The organism is Microlunatus speluncae (assembly GCF_009299835.1).
GTDB classification, from domain to species: Bacteria; Actinomycetota; Actinomycetes; order Propionibacteriales; family Propionibacteriaceae; genus Microlunatus; species Microlunatus speluncae.
The window spans coordinates 1-16,282 of record NZ_VKCZ01000008.1; the positions used below are offsets into that span (position 1 = coordinate 1).

Sequence of the window (16,282 nt, forward strand, 5' to 3'; positions counted from 1 at the left end):
TGATGATCAAGTCCACCCTGTCGCAATGTGGTGATCAACTCGGCCACCGCGACCTCCACACTGCCGAGCGCATGCTCGACCGGTGTCGTGTCGATGGTGGTCCCCGAGTTCATGATCACATCATATTCGAACACACAGACGAATACCAGGGAATCCCTTATTTCATAGACATCCGCGGCAGTTGTCCACAGATTCTCGAACAGGATTCGACCTGTGGACGGCTCGCCGACGAACCCCACCCGCCAGCGTGCCGCTCGGAACGGCAAGCGCCGCGAGCCCGAGCGGGCAAACCCAACGGCACCAGCGCGACAACCTGGCCCCCTGGCGCCAAGAGAATCCCCAAATCCCACCGCGCCTCGCGAGACTCCCGCGACCATCGGAACTCTCGCGACCCAACAAGGCTCAAGATCAACTGCTCCCCGGACAAGGGCTGACACGATGAAGGAATGACGACCGATTTGGATCCGACGCTGGTGCCGGAACTGCTCGTGCACGACCTGGACCGCAGCCTGGACTTCTGGTGCACGAGCTGCGGCTTCGAGCTCCGCTATGCCCGGCCGGAGGAGCGGTTCGCGTACATCGCCCGCGGCACAGCCCAGCTCATGCTCGAGCAACTCGGCGTGGGCCGAAACTGGATCACCGGGCCGCTCGAGCGGCCGTTGGGCCGCGGGATCAACTTCCAGATCTCGGTGCCCGACGCCGACGGGATCGCCGCCACGCTCCGTTCCGCGGGCACGGAGCTGTTCCTGGAGCCGGAGACGCGTCACTATCGCGTTGCGGGTCGGGACGTCCGGGTTCGACAGTTCCTGGTGACCGACCCGGACGGATACCTGATCCGGTTTCAGTCCCGACCCTGGAACTCGACCACCAGCTGTGAAAGTCTGCCGGGCACGGACAATGCGTGAGGAGTCGGACGATGAGCACTGAGACACTCTCCGGACAGCAGGTCGCGGACCTCGGCCTCGACGGCTGGGCGTTCCTGCTGCACTACGGCGTGTACGGCCTCCAGACCCGGATCCACACCAAGAGCTTCGCGACTGGGCTCGAGCTGATCGGATCGATCGGCCGAGCAGCCGAGGAACTGGATCGGCCCGCCGATCTTGATCTTCGCCGGACTCGCGTCGACGTGCGGCTCAACGGCGACGGCGACGGCAGCGGCACCAGCGGCATCACCGAGCTCGATCTGAGCCTGGTCCGCAAGATCACCCAGCTCGCCGCCGACGCCGGTACGGAGATCGAGTGCGCCAGCATCGCGCAGCTCGAGCTGGGACTGGACACCCCGGATTGGAAAGAGATCGGTCAGTTCTGGGCCGCGGTGCTGGACAGCGAGGTGGTGGGCGACGGGGACTGGGCCGACGTCGGCGACCGGAGCCAGCTGCTACCCCTGATCTGGTTCCAGCCCTCCGGCCGCGACGAACCCCGGCAGCGCTGGCATCCCGACCTCTCGATCGATCCGGCCCAGGTGCAACCGCGGATCGATGCCGCCCTCGCCGCCGGCGGAAAGTTGATCAGCAATAACGCCGACACCGGCTGCACGCTGGCCGATCCGCAGGGCAACAAGGTCTGCCTCAGCACCTGGCGCGGCCGCGCTTGAACTCTTCCGAAGATCACCGGAATCAGAGATACGGGACCAGCTCGGTCCAGATCGCGTCCAGGATGTCGGTCGTCGGCTTCTGGTAGTGGGCGGTGACGGTGACACACGCCTGCTGCCGCGGGAACATGATGCAGAACTGGCCGTAGAGCCCGTCCATCCGCCAGGCGTCGTCCCGCGCGCAGGGCCAGCAGTGCAGGCCGTACGCCTGGTTGTCGGGCTCCGGCCGATCGGTCGGAGTCAGCTCCCGATGCATCAGATCCACATAGTCGGCCGGCACCAACTGACGCCCGTCGTAGCGGCCACCGTGCAGCAGGGTCTGACCGAGCCGCGCGACCTCGTCGGTCCGCAGGATCAGCCCCATCGCCCCGAGCGGGAAGCCGAGCGGGCATCGGAACCACTGCGGATTCCCGATCCCCAACGGCCGGAACAGCCGTGGCAGCAGGAAATCCCGGAGATCGGAGCCGCTGACGGCTGCCACGATCCGCCCCAGCACATACGAACTCGTGCCCCGATAGAAGTAGCTCGCGCCGGGCCGGCCGGCCAGCGGCGTGGCCAGGAAGTCCTGCGCGGCATCCCCCGGATGATCAAGGTCCCGATCCGCCCAGCGGTAGTCGATCCCCGACGCCATCGACAGCAGGTGCCGGATCGTGACCGCCTCGACACCCTCGGCGGCCGTGCCGGCGAACTGCGACAGGTGGGTCAGCACCGGGTCGTCGAGATCGAGCAGCCCCTCGTCCCGAGCCAGGCCCACGGCCACCGAGGTGAACGTCTTCGACACCGAATAGACGTCTCGGCGCTCGTCGTGATGCCACCGGAACGAGACCGGAGGCTCGCCGTCCCGGGTGATGTGTATGCCCTCCAAGCCGAGCCCCCGCTCGGCCACCGCCTGCCGAAGTCCGAGCAGACCGACCTGTATGCCATCGACGGGGATCGCCATGCCGGCAGCCTAGACAGTCATGATCAACAACCACGCCATCGGGGTCGGGTCAGCACCGATCGCCGGCCAGCCGCCCGCTCACCTCGCCCACCTGCCGGAGCCGAGCCCGGGCCGCTCCGCTGTCGATCGCTTCGGCGCAACGGCTGACGGCGCCGGCGAGTTGCTCCGCCAGCGAGGACGGTTGGGGATCCGCGGCGATCAGAACGGCCGCGGCGTTCAGCAGCACCACGTCGCGAACAGGTCCCCGGTCTCCCGTCAGCAGGGATCGGGCGATCCTGGCGTTGTGCGCGACTCGTCCTCCCGCAAGGTCGGCCGGCTCGGCCACGGGCAGGCCCAGCTCCCGGGGATCCAGATTCGTCGTGGAGACACTCCCCGGCCGCACCACCCAGACGTCGGAGCAGGTCACGGTGGTCAGTTTGTCCAGGCCGTCTCGACCCCGCACCACCAAGCCGGAGCGGCCGAGCTCCGCAAGGGTCTCGGCGATCACCGGCACCATCCGGGCATCGGCCACGCCGATCACCTGACCGGTCGGCCGCGCCGGATTGATCAGCGGGGCCAGCAGATTGAAGACGGTGGGCACTCCGAGATCGCGGCGTGCGTCGACCGCGTGCCGTAGTCCCGGGTTGTAGCGCGGCGCGAACAGGAACACCAGACCGACCTCGGCCGCCACCCGAGCGGCGGCACTCGGTGTCAGGTCGAGACCGATGCCAAGAGCCTCCGCCAGGTCCGCCGCACCGGCGGTCCGCGACGACGCCGACCGGCCGCCGTGCTTGACCACCGTCGCCCCTGCCGCTGCCGCGACGATCGCAGCCATCGTCGAGATGTTCACGGCACCGGTGCCGTCACCGCCCGTGCCGGCGATGTCGACGGTTGTGCCGGGGATGCTGATCGGGACCGCGGCGGCCAGCAGGGCATCGACGAAGCCGGCGAGCTCGGCCGCGGTCTCGCCCCGGCTGCGCAGCGCGGTGACGAAGGCTGCCAGTTGCGCCGTCGTGATCTCACCGCGGACGATCCTCGCCATGGCCCGGCCGGCGGCGGTCCGGGTGAGTTGATCACCGACCATGAGGTGGTTGAGGACTGTGGGCCAGGTCGGGGCAACCAGGGTTCGGGCAGCGGAGGCGGACATGGGGATCCCTTCCTGAAGGGCCCGATCGAAGCGTCGTTTTCCGTTGCCGGACAGCAAAACGGCCGCCTCGATCGAGGCGGCCGAATCATGCTCGAAGCAGCGTGCTGGACCGCCTACGTGGCGGGCCAGCGATCCATTGAACGCAGCTGCATGCCCACAGCGTATCAGCCGGCGAGCGGCTTCTCCATGATCACGATCGGCACCCCGGGTGCAGCGTCGTCGCGGCTGACCACCCGGAAGCCACGGCGGGTGTAGAAGCCGAGGTTACGCTTGCTGCCGGCCCCGGTGATCAATCTGATCAAGGTCCGGGTCGGTGGCGCGGCGGCTTCGATCGCTTCCAGCAGCCGGCCGCCGATCCCCCGGCCCTGCAGATCGGGCACGACCACCAGCCGACCGACGGTCCAGGCGCCGGCGTCGCCCGCGGAGCCGATCACGGCGCCGACCAGCCGACCGTCCAGCCGGGCCACCAGCACCGTGTCCCGCGCCAGTGCGGCCTCGACCACGTCGAGGCCATCGGTCAGCGGCGGGATCTCGAATGACCCGTTCGCCTGCCCCTCGGCAACGAAGGCGGCCCGCTGCAGGGTGAACACCTCGCCGGCGTCGGCGGCAACGCCGGGCCGGATCTCGAGCTCGTCGGTCCGCTCCGTGCGCGGGACCAGATCCGGCCGGCGCTGCCGGGTCAGCTCCAGCGCCTGCTGCCGCCGCCAGTCGGCGATCTTGCCGTGGTGACCGGAGAGCAGGATCTCCGGGATGTCGAGGTCCCGCCAGTTCGGCGGCTTGGTGTAGACCGGATACTCCAGCAGTTGATCATGATCGGCGGAGTGCGACTCCTCGGCCAGCGACTCGGGGTTGCCGATCACCCCGGGCATCAGCCGGGCGACCGCCTCGATGATCACCAGAGCGGCCGCCTCGCCACCGTTCAGCACGTAGTCGCCGATGCTGACCTCGTCCACCCGCATCCGCGTCGCCGCGTGCCGGGCGACCCGGGCATCGATGCCCTCATAGCGGCCGCAGGCGAAGATCAACTGCTGTTCGCCGGCCAGTTCGGCGGCCAGCCGTTGATCGAACAGCCGACCCGCCGGCGACATGATCAACAGCCGCGGATCGGCGCCGGCCGGGGCGAGCTCGTCCAGGGCCTCGCCCCAGGGATCGGGCCGCATCACCATCCCGGCCCCACCGCCGTACGGCGTGTCGTCGACGGTGCGGTGCCGATCGTGGGTCCAGCCGCGCAGGTCGTGCACCGCGAGCTCGAGCAGTCCGTTGTCGATCGCCTTGCCGACCAGCGACAACCGCAGCGGCGCCAGATACTCCGGGAAGATCGAAACGACGTCGATTCGCATCAGCTGCCGCCGTCGTCGGAGGCCGGTGCCTCGTCCTCCAACAGCCCCGGTACGTCAGCGAGCCGCACCAACCCGGCCTCGAGATCGACCTCGGGCACCAGTTCCGCCACGAACGGCACCAGCCGGATCGTTCCGTCGGCGTCGATCTCGAGCAGATCCTGACTCGGCAGATGGGCGACCGCCGCGATCCGACCGATCTCGGCACCGGCGGCGTCGACCACCCGCAGCCCGATCAACTGCCGGTCGTAGTACTCCTCCGGCTCGTCGGGCCGGGTCGCCGGATCCACCTCGGCGACGAGCCTGGTCCCGCGCAGGGTCTCGGCGACGGTCCGATCCAGGACCTCGCGGAACCGTACGAGCAACCGGCCGGAATGATCACGGGCGCTCTCGACGGTCAACGACCGTTCGGAGCCCTCGATGCGGACCTGCGTCCCCGCCGCGAATCGCAGCGCCGGCTCGTCGGTCCGCGGCTCGACAGCGAGCTCGCCGCGCACTCCGTGCGGCCGGCCGACGATGCCGACCAGAACCTCAATCACCACAGCCCTCGATCAGCACAGCCTTGATCAGCACAGCCTTGATCAGCACAGCGCAGGTCCCTTCGTGAACGGGGAAAGGAAGAGAAACGTGAAGAGCGAAGCAAGGGTGGTCACCCCCGCTTCGCTCTTCCGTACAGTCTCAGCGACGACCGCGGCGGCGATCCCCGGAGCCGGGCCGGCGGTCGTTGCGATCGACATCGACGAAATCGACCCGCACCTGCTCCCCGCGTCCGGCCAGGGCCGTGATCACGGTGCGCAGGGCCGTTGCGGTCCGCCCCGAGCGACCGATCACCTTGCCGATGTCATCGGGATGGACCCGGACCTCGAGCAACCGGCCCCGCCGCAGATCCTTGTCCCGTACCCGCACCTCGTCGGGGACCGTGACGATCCCGCGGACGAGATGCTCCAACGCCTCCGCCAGCACGATCAGGCCTGATCGCTCGCCGGTGCGGCGGCCTCATCCGATGCGACCGGCTCGCTCGACTCGGCCGAATCCTTGCTCGCGGCCTTCTTCGCGGGCTTCTCGGTCGTGATCGCGCGGCTCTTCGGCTCGTCTCCGGCCTCGGCCAGCGCGGCGTTGAACGCGTCGGTCTTGTTCTTCCGTTCCTTCTGCGGCTCGATGCCCGACGGCGAGGTGTCGCCGCTGAACTTCTGCCAGTCACCGCTGCGCTTGAGGATCGCGACAACGGCCTCGGTCGGCTGGGCGCCGACGGACAGCCAGTACTGGGCCCGCTCGGAGTCGACCTCGATCAACGACGGGTCGTTCTTCGGGTGGTACTTGCCGATCTCCTCGATCGCGAGGCCATCCCGGTGGGTCCGTGAATCGGCGACGACGATGCGGTAGTGCGGCGAACGGATCTTGCCGAGCCGCTTCAGGCGAATCTTGACAGCCACGTGTGTGGATACTCCTTGGAACTTGGCGGGCACCGCGCCAACTCGGGTGTGGGCCCTTCTCGGGTGAGGACACCGCCGGCGTGGGGTGCTGACGTACGCGGCCTCGGCTGGGTCGCCGCTGCGGGCGCGATGAGAGGGCGCGCCCGAACAGGACCAGCGCATAGTTTGCCAGAGTCGACCGCGGTACGCGAACCGCCGCCGACCCGCGACTACCCTCGCTGGCGTGACCGACCTTCGAGCCCGGCTGCAGACCGCCCTCCGCGAGGCCCTGAAGGGCCGCGACCAGGACGCGACGAGAGCGATCCGCTCGGCCCTGTCCGCGATCGCGAACGCCGAGGCCGTCGAAGTCACGACGACCCGGACCGAGGCCCGACCGGTGGCAACCGCGGAAACCGTAGCCGGCACCGTGGCCGGCCCGGGCACCGCCGAGGTGGCCCGGAAAGAGCTCACCGGCGACGATCTGGATTCGATCGTCGCCGGTGAGATCACCGATCGTCGTGCCGCCGCGGAACGCTACCGGGAGTCCGGCCGGGGCGAGCCCGCGGACCTGCTCCGGCAGGAAGCCGACCTGCTGGAGCGGATCCTCCGCGGCGATTGAGCGGTCAGCCGGTCACCAGGGTGGCGTCGTTGGCCTCGAGGGCCTCCTCTACCGGCTGGAAGTAGCCGACGTTCGGCTGGCCGACCTTCTCACCGCAGACCAGAGCGCCGCCCTGGTCGTACAGCATGCCGCCGCTGGTCAGGCCCTGCGCCACCGTGCCGCTCACGTTCGAGCCGCCGGAGTCGCCCTGCTCGAGGCAGGCCGTGTGCTGGGTCAGACCGGAGACGATGTCGCCGTTGCCGTAGTTGACGGTCTCGTCGTGCGAGGCGATCTCGCCACAGGTCCAGCTGGTGGTCCGGCCGCTCTTGCAGACCGCGCTGCCGACCGCGCCGAGCCCGGGTCCGGTCAGCTCGACGTACGAACCGTCGTACTTGTCCACGGCACCCGGCTGGGTCCAGGCCGAAGACACGTCGACCGACGCGTAGTCGTTCTCCGGGAAGCTGAACGCCCGGGTCGCACCGATCACGACACCGTCCCGGGAGAAGGTCGGCTCATCGGCCGCGCAGTGCCCGGCGGTGAGCATGATCGGATCACCGGAAGACGTCTCGGCGTTGAAGCCGGCCGAGCAGAGATAGCCGCCGGTCATCTCGACCTGCTGCCCGCCGTACAGATCGGCGGCCGGCTCGACCGTGCCCTCGACCTGCTCGACCTTGACCTCGACGCCGAGATCCTTCGCCTTGGCCAGGAACGCCTTCGTCGCCTTGTCCTGCGCACCCTCGACGGTCCGGATCAGCAGGCTGTTGGACTTGACGTCGGTGCCCCAGGACTGGGCCTTGCCGGCGCCCTTCGAGCGGGCGAACTCGTCGAGCTTCGCGCGTTGCTCCGACAGGTCGGCCCGCGAGTGTTTGACGGTACGGGCCTCGGCGCCCGACGCACGGACCTGCTCGGCGGACTTCGCGTCGGTCACCGCGACGACCAGCTTGCCGGTCGCCGAATCGATCCAGGAGCCGGCGGACGAATCAGCGCCGAGCTTCGCCTCGAGGTCGACGGCCAGCCCGGACAGCTTGACCTGGACGGTCAGCAACTGCTCGGCGTCGGCCGGCGACAACCCGAGAGAACGGGCCAGCGCCTCGATCTGGGAGCTCGATTGTCGGGATTCCTCGGTCGGTTGCGCCTGGGCTGCCGTGATGGTGCCGATCATCAAGGCGAGGCCGGCAAGCGCCACCAGGATCGGCTTCAGTGCAGGGGTCGTTCCCCGAACGAACATGACTACCTCTCAGTCGAATTCCCCGATGGACAATGACCCCCGACCTGACCGAGAGCCGGTCTTCCCCTGAGCAGAATCGCTTTGAGTAAATCGCTGTCGACGCTAACGAGCCCGCTCGCCCGGGTCAAGGGCCCACCCCGGCGGCACCCCTCGATGAAGGTTTCCTTCGCCGGCTTGCAATCCCTGAACCTCTCGTTACTATTCTGTTATCCATCGTGGGGTGTCCACCTGGTACGCCCACCCGCAGAACCCGCTGGAGAATCGTGCGCAAAGTAGTTCCTGCCGTAGTCGTTGCCGGCCTGATCGCCGCTGGTGGACTCGGATACGGCGGCTATGCGGCCGCCGCCGATGATGTCAATCTCTCGGTCGACGGTCAGTCCTCCCGGTTCAGCACCCACGCGGGGACGGTGGCCGACGTGTTGCGGGACAAGGGCATCGCGGTCAACGACCGGGACGACGTCCAGCCGTCGCTGAGCGCCGAGGTCGCCGGTGACACCACGATCACGGTCAACTTCGCGCGCCAGCTGACGATCACCGTCGACGGCAAGAAGGACGCCTACTGGACCACTGCGCGCAGCGTCGAAGAGGCGCTGCAGGAGATGAACATCCCGGCCAACGCGCGCCTGTCGACCTCGCGCAGCGCCACGATCAGCCGGGACGGGATCGCCATCAAGGTCGAGACCTCGAAGACGATCACGATCATCGCCGGCGGCAAGACGAAGAAGTTCACGACGACCGCGCGGACCGTTGCGGACACGCTGAAGCAGGCGAAGGTCGGCTACGACAAGGACGACCAGGTCTCGCCGAAGCCGAGCGCCGCGATCGTCGACAAGGGCAAGATCGTCGTCAAGGCGGTCGACGTCAAGAACAAGTCGAAGAAGATCGAGCACGAGTACAAGACGATCGAGCGCAAGACCAAGTCCCTGGAGAAGGGCGAGACCAAGATCGACACCGAGGGCATCACCGGTGTCACCGAAGAGGTCTGGGAATACACCTACGTCGACGGCAAGCAGACCGGGAAGCGGCTGGTCTCGACCAAGGTGATCAAGAAGAAGCGGGACAAGGTCGTGCTGGTCGGCACGAAGGAGCCGAAGAACTCCGACGACAACAACGACGACGACTCGAGCGGCGGCGACTCGGGCGACAGCAACGACGACGAGCCGAAGAACGACGACGCCTCCGGCCAGTCCGGGTCCTGCAAGGCCTCGTACTACTGGCAGGGCCAGATGACCGCCAACGGCGAGCAGTTCAACACCAACGACTTCACCGCCGCGCACAAGTCGCTGCCGTTCAACAGCCGGGTCAAGGTGACCAACAAGAACAACGGCAAGAGCACCGTCGTCCGGATCAACGACCGCGGCCCGTACATCTCCGGCCGCTGCCTCGACCTGTCCCGCGCCGCCATGGAAGCGATCGGCGGCACCGGCGCCGGAGTCGTCTCGGTCACCTACAAGGTGCTCTGAGCCAGCTCGCCGGGCCGGCACCGCCCTGGCCGAGGCCGCGCTCGAAAGACGCGGGCTGCGGACCGGGTCACTGGGTCGGTTCTGGACCCGCTTCGAGCGACTGCTCGCCGAGCAAGGCGCCACAAGGCTGGCCGACCGGATCACCGCCGCAGCTCGAACCACGCCCGGCGCGGTCGGCGCGGGCGACTGGCCCGAGTGGCTCGAGGGCCGAATCGGGCTGTCCTTGCGGGCCCGCCTGCTGATAGGCGAGTCGATCACCCCGGAGCAGAACCTCCGCGACACCGTCCTCGCCTACTCGGGCCTCTATCGCGGCCGATTTCCTCGGGCGATCGAGGCCTGGCTTCGCCCGAGCGACCCGACCGGGCTCGACGATGCCCGGACCCGACTGCGGGACCTGCGAAACGAGATCTGATGAGCCCGGGGATGCGCGAGTGGACGCTTTGGCCGCGAGTTTGTGCCTCGAGCGTGGCCAAAGCGTCCACTCACCGAGCGAACCGGCGCCAGCAGTCGCTCTCGAAGCCGCCCGGATGCCGGCGGTAGCGGCCGCCCTCGATCGGGTAGTCGGCCGGCGAGATGATCAACTGGTGATGTCCTTGCGGCCGAACCACCAGAAGGCGAAGCCGATGCCGATGATCGCGTAGCCGAGGGACCACAGGGCGCCGCTGACCATCCGGGAGAAGTCGATCGCCGGTGCCAGGGCCGAGGCCCAGGCGAAGGCGAAGTGGCCGGGCAGGGCGTCGGCGATCGGGCCCAGGGCCGGGATCTGATCCAGGATCGCGGACAAGATCATCACCAGCACCGCTCCCCCGACCGCGGCCAAGGGGGCATCGGTGAGCACGCCGAAGGCAAAGGCGAACGCGGCCACGACGGCCAGGCTGAGCAGCAGGTAGCCGACGATGATCGGCAACCGGAAGGCGAACTCGGTCATCGTCAGTTGATCACCGGTCGGCGCCAGATACGGGTTCCAGCCGTACGCCAGCCCGCCCACCACCAGGGACCAGACCGGGAGGAAGATCATCGACGCGACGGTGAAGACGGCGGCGACGATCAGCTTGCTGGCCAGCAGCCGGGATCGCGGCACCGGGGCGGCCAGCAGATAGCGCAGGGTGCCGAAGCTGGCCTCGGCCGGCACCGTGTCGCCGAAGAACAGCGCCACGACGATGATCAACAGGAAGCCGGTTGCGGCGAACAGCGTGAAGACGGTCAGGTTGGCCGCGCCGTTCTGGGCCAGGTCGACGAAGTTCGGCCCCGATCCCGGCGAGCCACCTCCCAGGGCGAACGCGGCGACCAGCACCAGCGGCAACAGCGCCAGCACGATGAAGATGCCGATCGTCCGGCGGCGCCGCAACTGGCGCCGCAGCTCGGCCCGGACCGGGAGCGCGGCCAGGGGCTGCTCCGGTGCGGATGCGGTCGTGGCCACGGGTCGAGCCTACGCCCGCGTTCTCCGGACAAGCCCGGACCGGCCGTCGTACGATCGGCGCAGCCCAAGCAAAGGAGCCTGCGATGCCCGACCAGATCCTGCCCGAACCCACCCGCCGAACGGTGCTGAGCGCCGGTCTCGGGGTCGCCGCCGTCGCCGTGGTCGGCGCCGCCGCGACCCCGCTCGCGGCCCACGCCGCCCCCAGTGACGAGTTCCCCTGGATCATCGACTGCGACACCTGGGGCGCCCGACCGCCGGCCGGCGCACTGCCGCTGAGCGCGATCCCCACCAACAAGATCATTCTGCATCACATGGCCTTTCCCAACGTCACCGACTATTCGCGGGAACAGGCGATCAAGCTGGCCAAGGACTGCCAGGACCTGCACATGGACAACAACGGCTGGAGCGACACCGGGCAGCACTTCACGATCAGCCGCGGCGGGTACGTCCTGGAGGGCCGGCGAGGGAGCTTGGCCCAACTCGACACCGGCGGCAACCAGGTGATCTCGGCCCACTGCCCCGGCGAGAACGGCCGGTCGATCGGGATCGAGCACGAGGGCACGTACGTCAGCGACCTGCCGACCCAGGACCTGCTCGACTCCTCGGTCCGGCTCTGCGTCGCGATCTGCGAGCAGTACGGCCTGCATGCCTGGGACACCTTCGGGCATTGGGATTTCCGGGCGACGCAGTGCCCCGGCATCATGTTCTACGGGCTCTTCCCCGGGCTGCGCCGCAAGATCGCCCGCAAGCTCGGCGAGGCCACGATGGAGCAGGACCGGCGCTGGCCGGACCTCTGGCGTTTCGTCGGCGGGCCCGGCGTGGCCACGGTGCAGTATCTGCTCAACCACCGCGGCTACCAACTGACCACGGACGGCGTGTTCGGTGCGCTGACCGTGACCGCGGTGCAGGACTGGCAGTCCCGCAACGGAATCCCGGTCGACGTCGATGCCACCGTGACCCCGCCGACCTGGGAGACGCTGGCCCCCGAACTGGAGGCCGGGGCGACGGGTCCGGCCGTGTCGGGCGTGCAGTCGATCCTCGCGATCAAGGGGTTCGGCACCACGATCACCGGCAGCTTCGACTCGACCACCGCCGGCGCGGTCCGCAAGCTGCAGCGCCTGCACCGGCTGCCGGCCGACGGGGTGATGACGCCGTCCACCTGGTGTGCCCTGGTCGGCGGCAGCGTCCGGGAGACCTTCCGGTAGCCGGCGGCGCCCGGGCCGGTCAGGGCTCGATCAACTGCATCAGGTTGCGCGCGATGTGGAACGGGTCCTTGACCGGCAGCGCGACCACCTCGTCCAGCGGCCGGCCGGCCCGGTCCCTGATCTGGATCCACTCCTCGCCCTCGTCGCCGCCGGGGAAGATGTCGATCAAGTAGTCCCAGATCCGGATCAGCCAGTCCCGGGAGGCGGCGTCGCCGTAGCGCCGGGCGGCGATCATGGTCGTCACCGCGGCCTCCGTGTGCACCCACCAGAGCTTGGTGTCCCAGGTCCGCAGCAGCCCCTGCTCGTACGAACTCCCGCTGTCGGACCCGCGCGGCCGGACCGGACCGTCGGCATCGGTGTAGTGCAGCAGGCCGCCGAGCTCCGGGTCCCAGGCCGACGCGCACAGCGCCGGGATCCCGGCCAGCAGCGCGTCGGTGTGCCGATGATCATCGATGAAGTCCATCGCCTCCAGCGCCATCCAGGTGCCCTCGATGGCATGTCCCGGCACCCGGTGCCGGCCGAGCAGCGACTCCGCGTCGGCGCTCCCGGTGGCGAGCAGTTCGGCGAACGTGCCGTCCGGCCGCCGGTGCGCCATCATCAACTCCAGCGCTTCGGCCAACCACTCCCGGTACGGGCCGTCGCCGCCGAGCTCACGATCCGCCCGGCCGACTGCCAGCAACACGTTGACCAAGATCATCTTCGGCCCGTACGCGGTGAAGCCGACCGGGATCGGGTACGGCGGCGTCGGGCCGGTCTGGGCCAGGATGTCGGCCCGGGCCCGGCGCAGCACGATCTCGGCCAGGGTGAGCCAGGACCGGTCCCGGTCGACCCGGGCCAGCTCGGCCAGGCCGAGCACCGCGAAGCAGTCGGCGTAGACGCTGCGTTCGGGCTGGCCGTCGACCATCGGTGCACCTGTGCGCGTGGTCGCGTACCAGCAGCTGCCGTCCGGTCTGATCACATGATCGGCCAGGAACTGCGCGCCGCGGCGGGCGAACCGGAGAAGATCATCCGGACTTCCGGCGAGGGTCCCAGCGGCGGCCAGCTCGGCGGCGTGCGCCAACAGCCAGACGAACCGGCCCTGGGACCAGGTGAACTTGTCGGTGCCGGTCCGGTTCCGGCCCCGGTTGTCGAAGCAGGTGTGGAAGCCGCCGTGGGCCTCGTCGATCCCGTGTTCCAGCCAGTACGGAAGGATCACCCGCTCCAACTGCTGCCGGGCGGTGGCGCTGATCCCGGCCACCGGGTCGGTCGAGACCGTCATCCGTCACCCCTCTCGCCCGCAGGCCGGTCACCGTCGTTGACCGGAGAACGAATCACAAGCTACTGTCTCTTGCAACCGATTGCAATCGTCGACAAGGGGAACTCGTCCATGGACCTCGCCGATTCTCGTCCGCTCGCCGGAGCCGTGGTGATCGAGCCGACCGAGGACGGTGCGGGCCGGCAGGCCGCGGCGGCCGCGGCCGACCTGATCGTCGCCGCCCAGCAGCGCCAAGGCTCGGCCCGGGTGATCTTCGCCAGCGCGCCGTCACAGCAGGCGATGCTGGCCCACCTCCGCACCGACGAGCGGATCGACTGGGCCGCGGTGCGGTCCTTCCACATGGACGACTACCTCGGCCTGGCCCCTGATCACCCGCAGGCCTTCGGCCAGTGGTTGTCGGACCGCCTCCCGGAGGCCGGCCGGGCGGGGCTGGAGCGGATCGACGCGACGGCCGATCCCGAGGCGGAGGTCGCCCGCTATTCGGCGCTGTTGGCCGCGGCGCCGATCGACGTGACCTGCCTCGGCATCGGGGTGAACGGCCACATCGCCTTCAACGAGCCGGGCGACACCGATTTCGAGGACGAGCGGCTGGTCCGCCGGATCCGGCTGGACGACGTGTCCCGCAAACAACAGGTGGACGACGACCTGTTCGAGACCTTCGACGACGTCCCGGAGTACGCCCTCACCCTGACCGTGCCTGCGCTCACCGGAGCCGCGGCGATGGTGGCCACGGTGATCGGCCCGCAGAAGGCCGACGCCGTCCGGGCCGCCCTGCAGGGTCCGTTGACCACCGACTGCCCGGCCAGCGTGCTGCGCAACCATCCCCTGGCCTCGCTCTACCTGGATGCAGGCGCCGCCTCGAAGCTCGGTCAGCCGAGCTGATCATGACCGCCGAGCACCGCTCCCCGTCGCTGCTGCACCGCCGGCTGGCCGCGGAACTGGAGCCTCGGCTGGCCTTCCCCGGCGGCGAGGTCGCGCCCTGGCAGCAGCGGGCCCGCACCAAGATCACCGAGCTGATCGGGCTGCGCGAACTCAACCGAGCAGTGCCGGTCCGGACCACACCGGCCGTCCGGTCGCACTGGCGCCGGTCCGATCAGCTCGGCACCATCGAGAAGATCAGCTTCGAGAGTGAGCCCGGCTCCGACCTGGTCGGCTATCTGTGCCTGCCGGAGCGGGGCGAGCCGCCGTACCCGACGGTGATCTGCCTGCAGGGGCACTCCACCGGTATGCACCTGTCGATCGGCCGGGACTTCGACGACGAGCGGACGCCGATCCCGGTCGAGGGTGATCGCGATTTCGCACTGGGGGCGCTGCGGCACGGCTTCGCCGCGCTCTGCATCGAGCAGCGCAGCTTCGGCCTGCGCCGCGAGCTTGATCAACACCACGTCTCGGAGCAGGGTTGTCACGACGCGGCCATGCACGCGTTGATGCTCGGCCGGACGCTGCTCGGCGAACGGGTCTTCGACGTCGATCGGGGCCTGGACTACCTGGCCACCCGGGACGACATCGACCAGGGCCGGATCGGCCTGATGGGCAACTCCGGCGGCGGCACCGTGACGGCGTATGCGGCGGCCGTGCTGGACCGGATCTCCTTCGCGATGCCGTCCTGTGCCGTGTGCACGTTCCGGGATTCGATCATGGCGATCTATCACTGTGCCGACAACTACGTGCCGGGGATCCTGCCCGAGCTGGAGCTGGCCGACGTGATCGGCTGCTTCGCCCCCAAGCCGATGGTCGTCGTCGCCGGCCGGGACGATCCGATCTTCCCGCTGCCCGGAGTGCGTACCTGCTTCGACGCGATCACCGAGATCTACACCGCCGCCGGCGCGGCGGACGCCTGCCGGCTGGTGATCGGCGACGGCGGGCACCGCTTCTACGAGGACGCGGGCTGGGCCGCCCTGCTCGACCTGCTCGACGCGACGGCCGCCCGATGACCGGCCGGCTGGCCGACCGGAACGCGCTGATCACCGGCGCCTCCCGCGGCATCGGCGCGGCCGTGGCCCGCCGGTTCGCCGCCGAGGGCGCCCGGGTGATCATCGCGCACCAGCCGACGCCGGAGCGGACCGCCGAGGCCGAGGCGGTGGCGGCCGAGATCCGGGCCGACGGCGGCCGGGCCGAACCGCTGCCGGCGGACCTGGCCGATCCCGCGGCGATCGCTCGGCTGGTCGAGCGGGCCGCGGCGACCTGGGGCGGGCTGGACATCGTGGTCGCCAATGCGGCGTACGAGACGCACCGGGCCTGGCTGGAGATCACCGCCGAGGAGTGGGACCTGACTCAGGCGGTCAACGTCCGCGGCACCTTCCTGCTGGCGCGGGAGAGTCATTCACACCTGCGCGCCTCCGCGCATCCGTCGTTCATCGCGCTGACCTCGGTGATGGTCGACACCGGCATGGTCGGCGCCTTGCACTACACCACCAGCAAGGCGGCGATCATCGGCCTGGTTCGCGCTCTGGCCCGCGAGATCGGTCCGGAGGGGATCCGGGTGAACGCGATCATGCCCGGCGCGATCCGGACCGAGAACGAGGTCGCCCACAACCCTGATCCGGCTGCGGCGGAGCAGCGGATCCTGCCGCTGCAATCCCTGCAGCGCCGCGGTTACGCCGACGACCTCGCCGGCGCCTTCGTCTTCCTGGCAGGCGACGACAGCGACTTCATCACCGGCCAGATCATCACCGTGGACGGCGGCTGGGTGCTCCGCTGACCTCCA

The 16,282-nt window shown here is 69.3% G+C and carries 18 protein-coding genes; 9 read left to right on the forward strand and 9 right to left on the reverse strand.

Going from position 1 to position 16,282, the window contains the following annotated elements:
* The first annotated feature begins 446 nt into the window (after nt 1–446).
* Together FNH24_RS11330 and FNH24_RS11335 are read left to right on the forward strand one after the other, a co-directional pair.
* The gene (locus FNH24_RS11330; RefSeq protein WP_152362301.1) at nt 447–905 is read left to right on the forward strand and encodes a bleomycin resistance protein; all 459 of its coding nucleotides are present in this window, start codon (nt 447–449) and stop codon (nt 903–905) included.
* An 11-nt stretch (nt 906–916) separates the two neighbouring features.
* Complete coding sequence (locus FNH24_RS11335; RefSeq protein WP_152362302.1) at nt 917–1,594, forward strand: VOC family protein; 678 nt, start codon at nt 917–919, stop codon at nt 1,592–1,594.
* Between the two features lie 22 nt (nt 1,595–1,616).
* Here FNH24_RS11335 and FNH24_RS11340 read toward each other — a convergent pair whose 3' ends face one another.
* The 6 genes from FNH24_RS11340 to rpsP form a co-directional block, all read right to left on the reverse strand.
* On the reverse strand, nt 1,617–2,531 hold the full coding sequence (locus tag FNH24_RS11340; protein ID WP_152362303.1) for a serine hydrolase domain-containing protein: 915 nt from the start codon (nt 2,529–2,531) through the stop codon (nt 1,617–1,619).
* 49 nt (nt 2,532–2,580) lie between these two features.
* Nucleotides 2,581–3,657: an anthranilate phosphoribosyltransferase gene (gene trpD / locus FNH24_RS11345; protein WP_152362304.1), complete on the reverse strand. Its 1,077-nt coding sequence runs from the start codon at nt 3,655–3,657 to the stop codon at nt 2,581–2,583.
* A gap of 164 nt (nt 3,658–3,821) precedes the next feature.
* A complete protein-coding gene (gene trmD / locus FNH24_RS11350; protein WP_152362305.1) occupies nt 3,822–4,997 on the reverse strand; it encodes a tRNA (guanosine(37)-N1)-methyltransferase TrmD in 1,176 nt (391 codons plus the stop codon).
* On the reverse strand, nt 4,997–5,530 hold the full coding sequence (gene rimM / locus FNH24_RS11355) for a ribosome maturation factor RimM (protein WP_152362572.1): 534 nt from the start codon (nt 5,528–5,530) through the stop codon (nt 4,997–4,999). The genes trmD and rimM overlap by 1 nt, the downstream gene beginning before the upstream one ends.
* A 142-nt stretch (nt 5,531–5,672) precedes the next feature.
* Nucleotides 5,673–5,957 carry an RNA-binding protein gene (locus FNH24_RS11360; RefSeq protein WP_152362306.1) on the reverse strand — a complete coding sequence of 95 codons (285 nt, stop codon included), beginning with the start codon at nt 5,955–5,957 and terminating at the stop codon, nt 5,673–5,675.
* A gap of 2 nt (nt 5,958–5,959) precedes the next feature.
* Complete coding sequence (rpsP, locus tag FNH24_RS11365; RefSeq protein ID WP_152362307.1) at nt 5,960–6,427, reverse strand: 30S ribosomal protein S16; 468 nt, start codon at nt 6,425–6,427, stop codon at nt 5,960–5,962.
* A gap of 223 nt (nt 6,428–6,650) precedes the next feature.
* Here rpsP and FNH24_RS11370 point away from each other — a divergent pair, with 223 nt between their 5' ends.
* On the forward strand, nt 6,651–7,025 hold the full coding sequence (locus tag FNH24_RS11370; RefSeq protein ID WP_152362308.1) for a GatB/YqeY domain-containing protein: 375 nt from the start codon (nt 6,651–6,653) through the stop codon (nt 7,023–7,025).
* Nucleotides 7,026–7,029: 4 nt separating this feature from the next.
* On the opposite strand, the gene FNH24_RS11375 is transcribed toward FNH24_RS11370, so the two are convergent.
* Nucleotides 7,030–8,166, reverse strand: coding sequence for a S1 family peptidase (locus FNH24_RS11375; RefSeq protein ID WP_161606095.1), 1,137 nt, complete (start codon nt 8,164–8,166; stop codon nt 7,030–7,032).
* Between the two features lie 329 nt (nt 8,167–8,495).
* Between FNH24_RS11375 and FNH24_RS11380 the strand changes: the two genes are divergently transcribed.
* Together FNH24_RS11380 and FNH24_RS11385 are read left to right on the forward strand one after the other, a co-directional pair.
* Nucleotides 8,496–9,695 (forward strand): septal ring lytic transglycosylase RlpA family protein, encoded by a 1,200-nt coding sequence (locus tag FNH24_RS11380; protein ID WP_152362310.1) that lies wholly within the window; start codon nt 8,496–8,498, stop codon nt 9,693–9,695.
* 223 nt (nt 9,696–9,918) lie between these two features.
* A complete protein-coding gene (locus tag FNH24_RS11385) occupies nt 9,919–10,107 on the forward strand; it encodes a hypothetical protein (protein WP_152362311.1) in 189 nt (62 codons plus the stop codon).
* Between the two features lie 165 nt (nt 10,108–10,272).
* Here the strand turns inward: FNH24_RS11385 and FNH24_RS11390 are convergent, their stop codons facing one another.
* A complete protein-coding gene (locus tag FNH24_RS11390) occupies nt 10,273–11,115 on the reverse strand; it encodes an ABC transporter permease (protein WP_152362312.1) in 843 nt (280 codons plus the stop codon).
* 83 nt (nt 11,116–11,198) lie between these two features.
* Between FNH24_RS11390 and FNH24_RS11395 the strand changes: the two genes are divergently transcribed.
* Nucleotides 11,199–12,320 carry a peptidoglycan recognition protein family protein gene (locus tag FNH24_RS11395; protein ID WP_152362313.1) on the forward strand — a complete coding sequence of 374 codons (1,122 nt, stop codon included), beginning with the start codon at nt 11,199–11,201 and terminating at the stop codon, nt 12,318–12,320.
* Nucleotides 12,321–12,339: 19 nt separating this feature from the next.
* On the opposite strand, the gene FNH24_RS11400 is transcribed toward FNH24_RS11395, so the two are convergent.
* Nucleotides 12,340–13,578 carry an AGE family epimerase/isomerase gene (locus FNH24_RS11400; protein WP_152362314.1) on the reverse strand — a complete coding sequence of 413 codons (1,239 nt, stop codon included), beginning with the start codon at nt 13,576–13,578 and terminating at the stop codon, nt 12,340–12,342.
* A 108-nt stretch (nt 13,579–13,686) separates the two neighbouring features.
* Between FNH24_RS11400 and FNH24_RS11405 the strand changes: the two genes are divergently transcribed.
* Genes FNH24_RS11405 through FNH24_RS11415 form a run of 3 tightly spaced genes read left to right on the forward strand, consistent with a single transcriptional unit; the run spans nt 13,687 to nt 16,276 of the window.
* Complete coding sequence (locus tag FNH24_RS11405) at nt 13,687–14,457, forward strand: 6-phosphogluconolactonase (protein ID WP_152362315.1); 771 nt, start codon at nt 13,687–13,689, stop codon at nt 14,455–14,457.
* 2 nt (nt 14,458–14,459) lie between these two features.
* The gene (locus FNH24_RS11410) at nt 14,460–15,509 is read left to right on the forward strand and encodes an alpha/beta hydrolase (protein ID WP_152362316.1); all 1,050 of its coding nucleotides are present in this window, start codon (nt 14,460–14,462) and stop codon (nt 15,507–15,509) included.
* Nucleotides 15,506–16,276: an SDR family NAD(P)-dependent oxidoreductase gene (locus FNH24_RS11415; protein ID WP_152362317.1), complete on the forward strand. Its 771-nt coding sequence runs from the start codon at nt 15,506–15,508 to the stop codon at nt 16,274–16,276. The genes FNH24_RS11410 and FNH24_RS11415 overlap by 4 nt, the downstream gene beginning before the upstream one ends.
* Nucleotides 16,277–16,282: the final 6 nt, after the last annotated feature.

Coding starts and splice junctions, on each gene's coding strand:
- FNH24_RS11330 (WP_152362301.1), top strand. CDS start 447: ATGACGACCGATTTGGATCCGACGCTGGTGCCGGAACTGCTCGTGCAC.
- FNH24_RS11335 (WP_152362302.1), top strand. CDS start 917: ATGAGCACTGAGACACTCTCCGGACAGCAGGTCGCGGACCTCGGCCTC.
- FNH24_RS11340 (WP_152362303.1), bottom strand. CDS start 2,531: ATGGCGATCCCCGTCGATGGCATACAGGTCGGTCTGCTCGGACTTCGG.
- trpD (WP_152362304.1), bottom strand. CDS start 3,657: ATGTCCGCCTCCGCTGCCCGAACCCTGGTTGCCCCGACCTGGCCCACA.
- trmD (WP_152362305.1), bottom strand. CDS start 4,997: ATGCGAATCGACGTCGTTTCGATCTTCCCGGAGTATCTGGCGCCGCTG.
- FNH24_RS11375 (WP_161606095.1), bottom strand. CDS start 8,166: ATGATCGGCACCATCACGGCAGCCCAGGCGCAACCGACCGAGGAATCC.
- FNH24_RS11395 (WP_152362313.1), top strand. CDS start 11,199: ATGCCCGACCAGATCCTGCCCGAACCCACCCGCCGAACGGTGCTGAGC.
- FNH24_RS11400 (WP_152362314.1), bottom strand. CDS start 13,578: ATGACGGTCTCGACCGACCCGGTGGCCGGGATCAGCGCCACCGCCCGG.
- FNH24_RS11405 (WP_152362315.1), top strand. CDS start 13,687: ATGGACCTCGCCGATTCTCGTCCGCTCGCCGGAGCCGTGGTGATCGAG.
- FNH24_RS11410 (WP_152362316.1), top strand. CDS start 14,460: ATGACCGCCGAGCACCGCTCCCCGTCGCTGCTGCACCGCCGGCTGGCC.
- FNH24_RS11415 (WP_152362317.1), top strand. CDS start 15,506: ATGACCGGCCGGCTGGCCGACCGGAACGCGCTGATCACCGGCGCCTCC.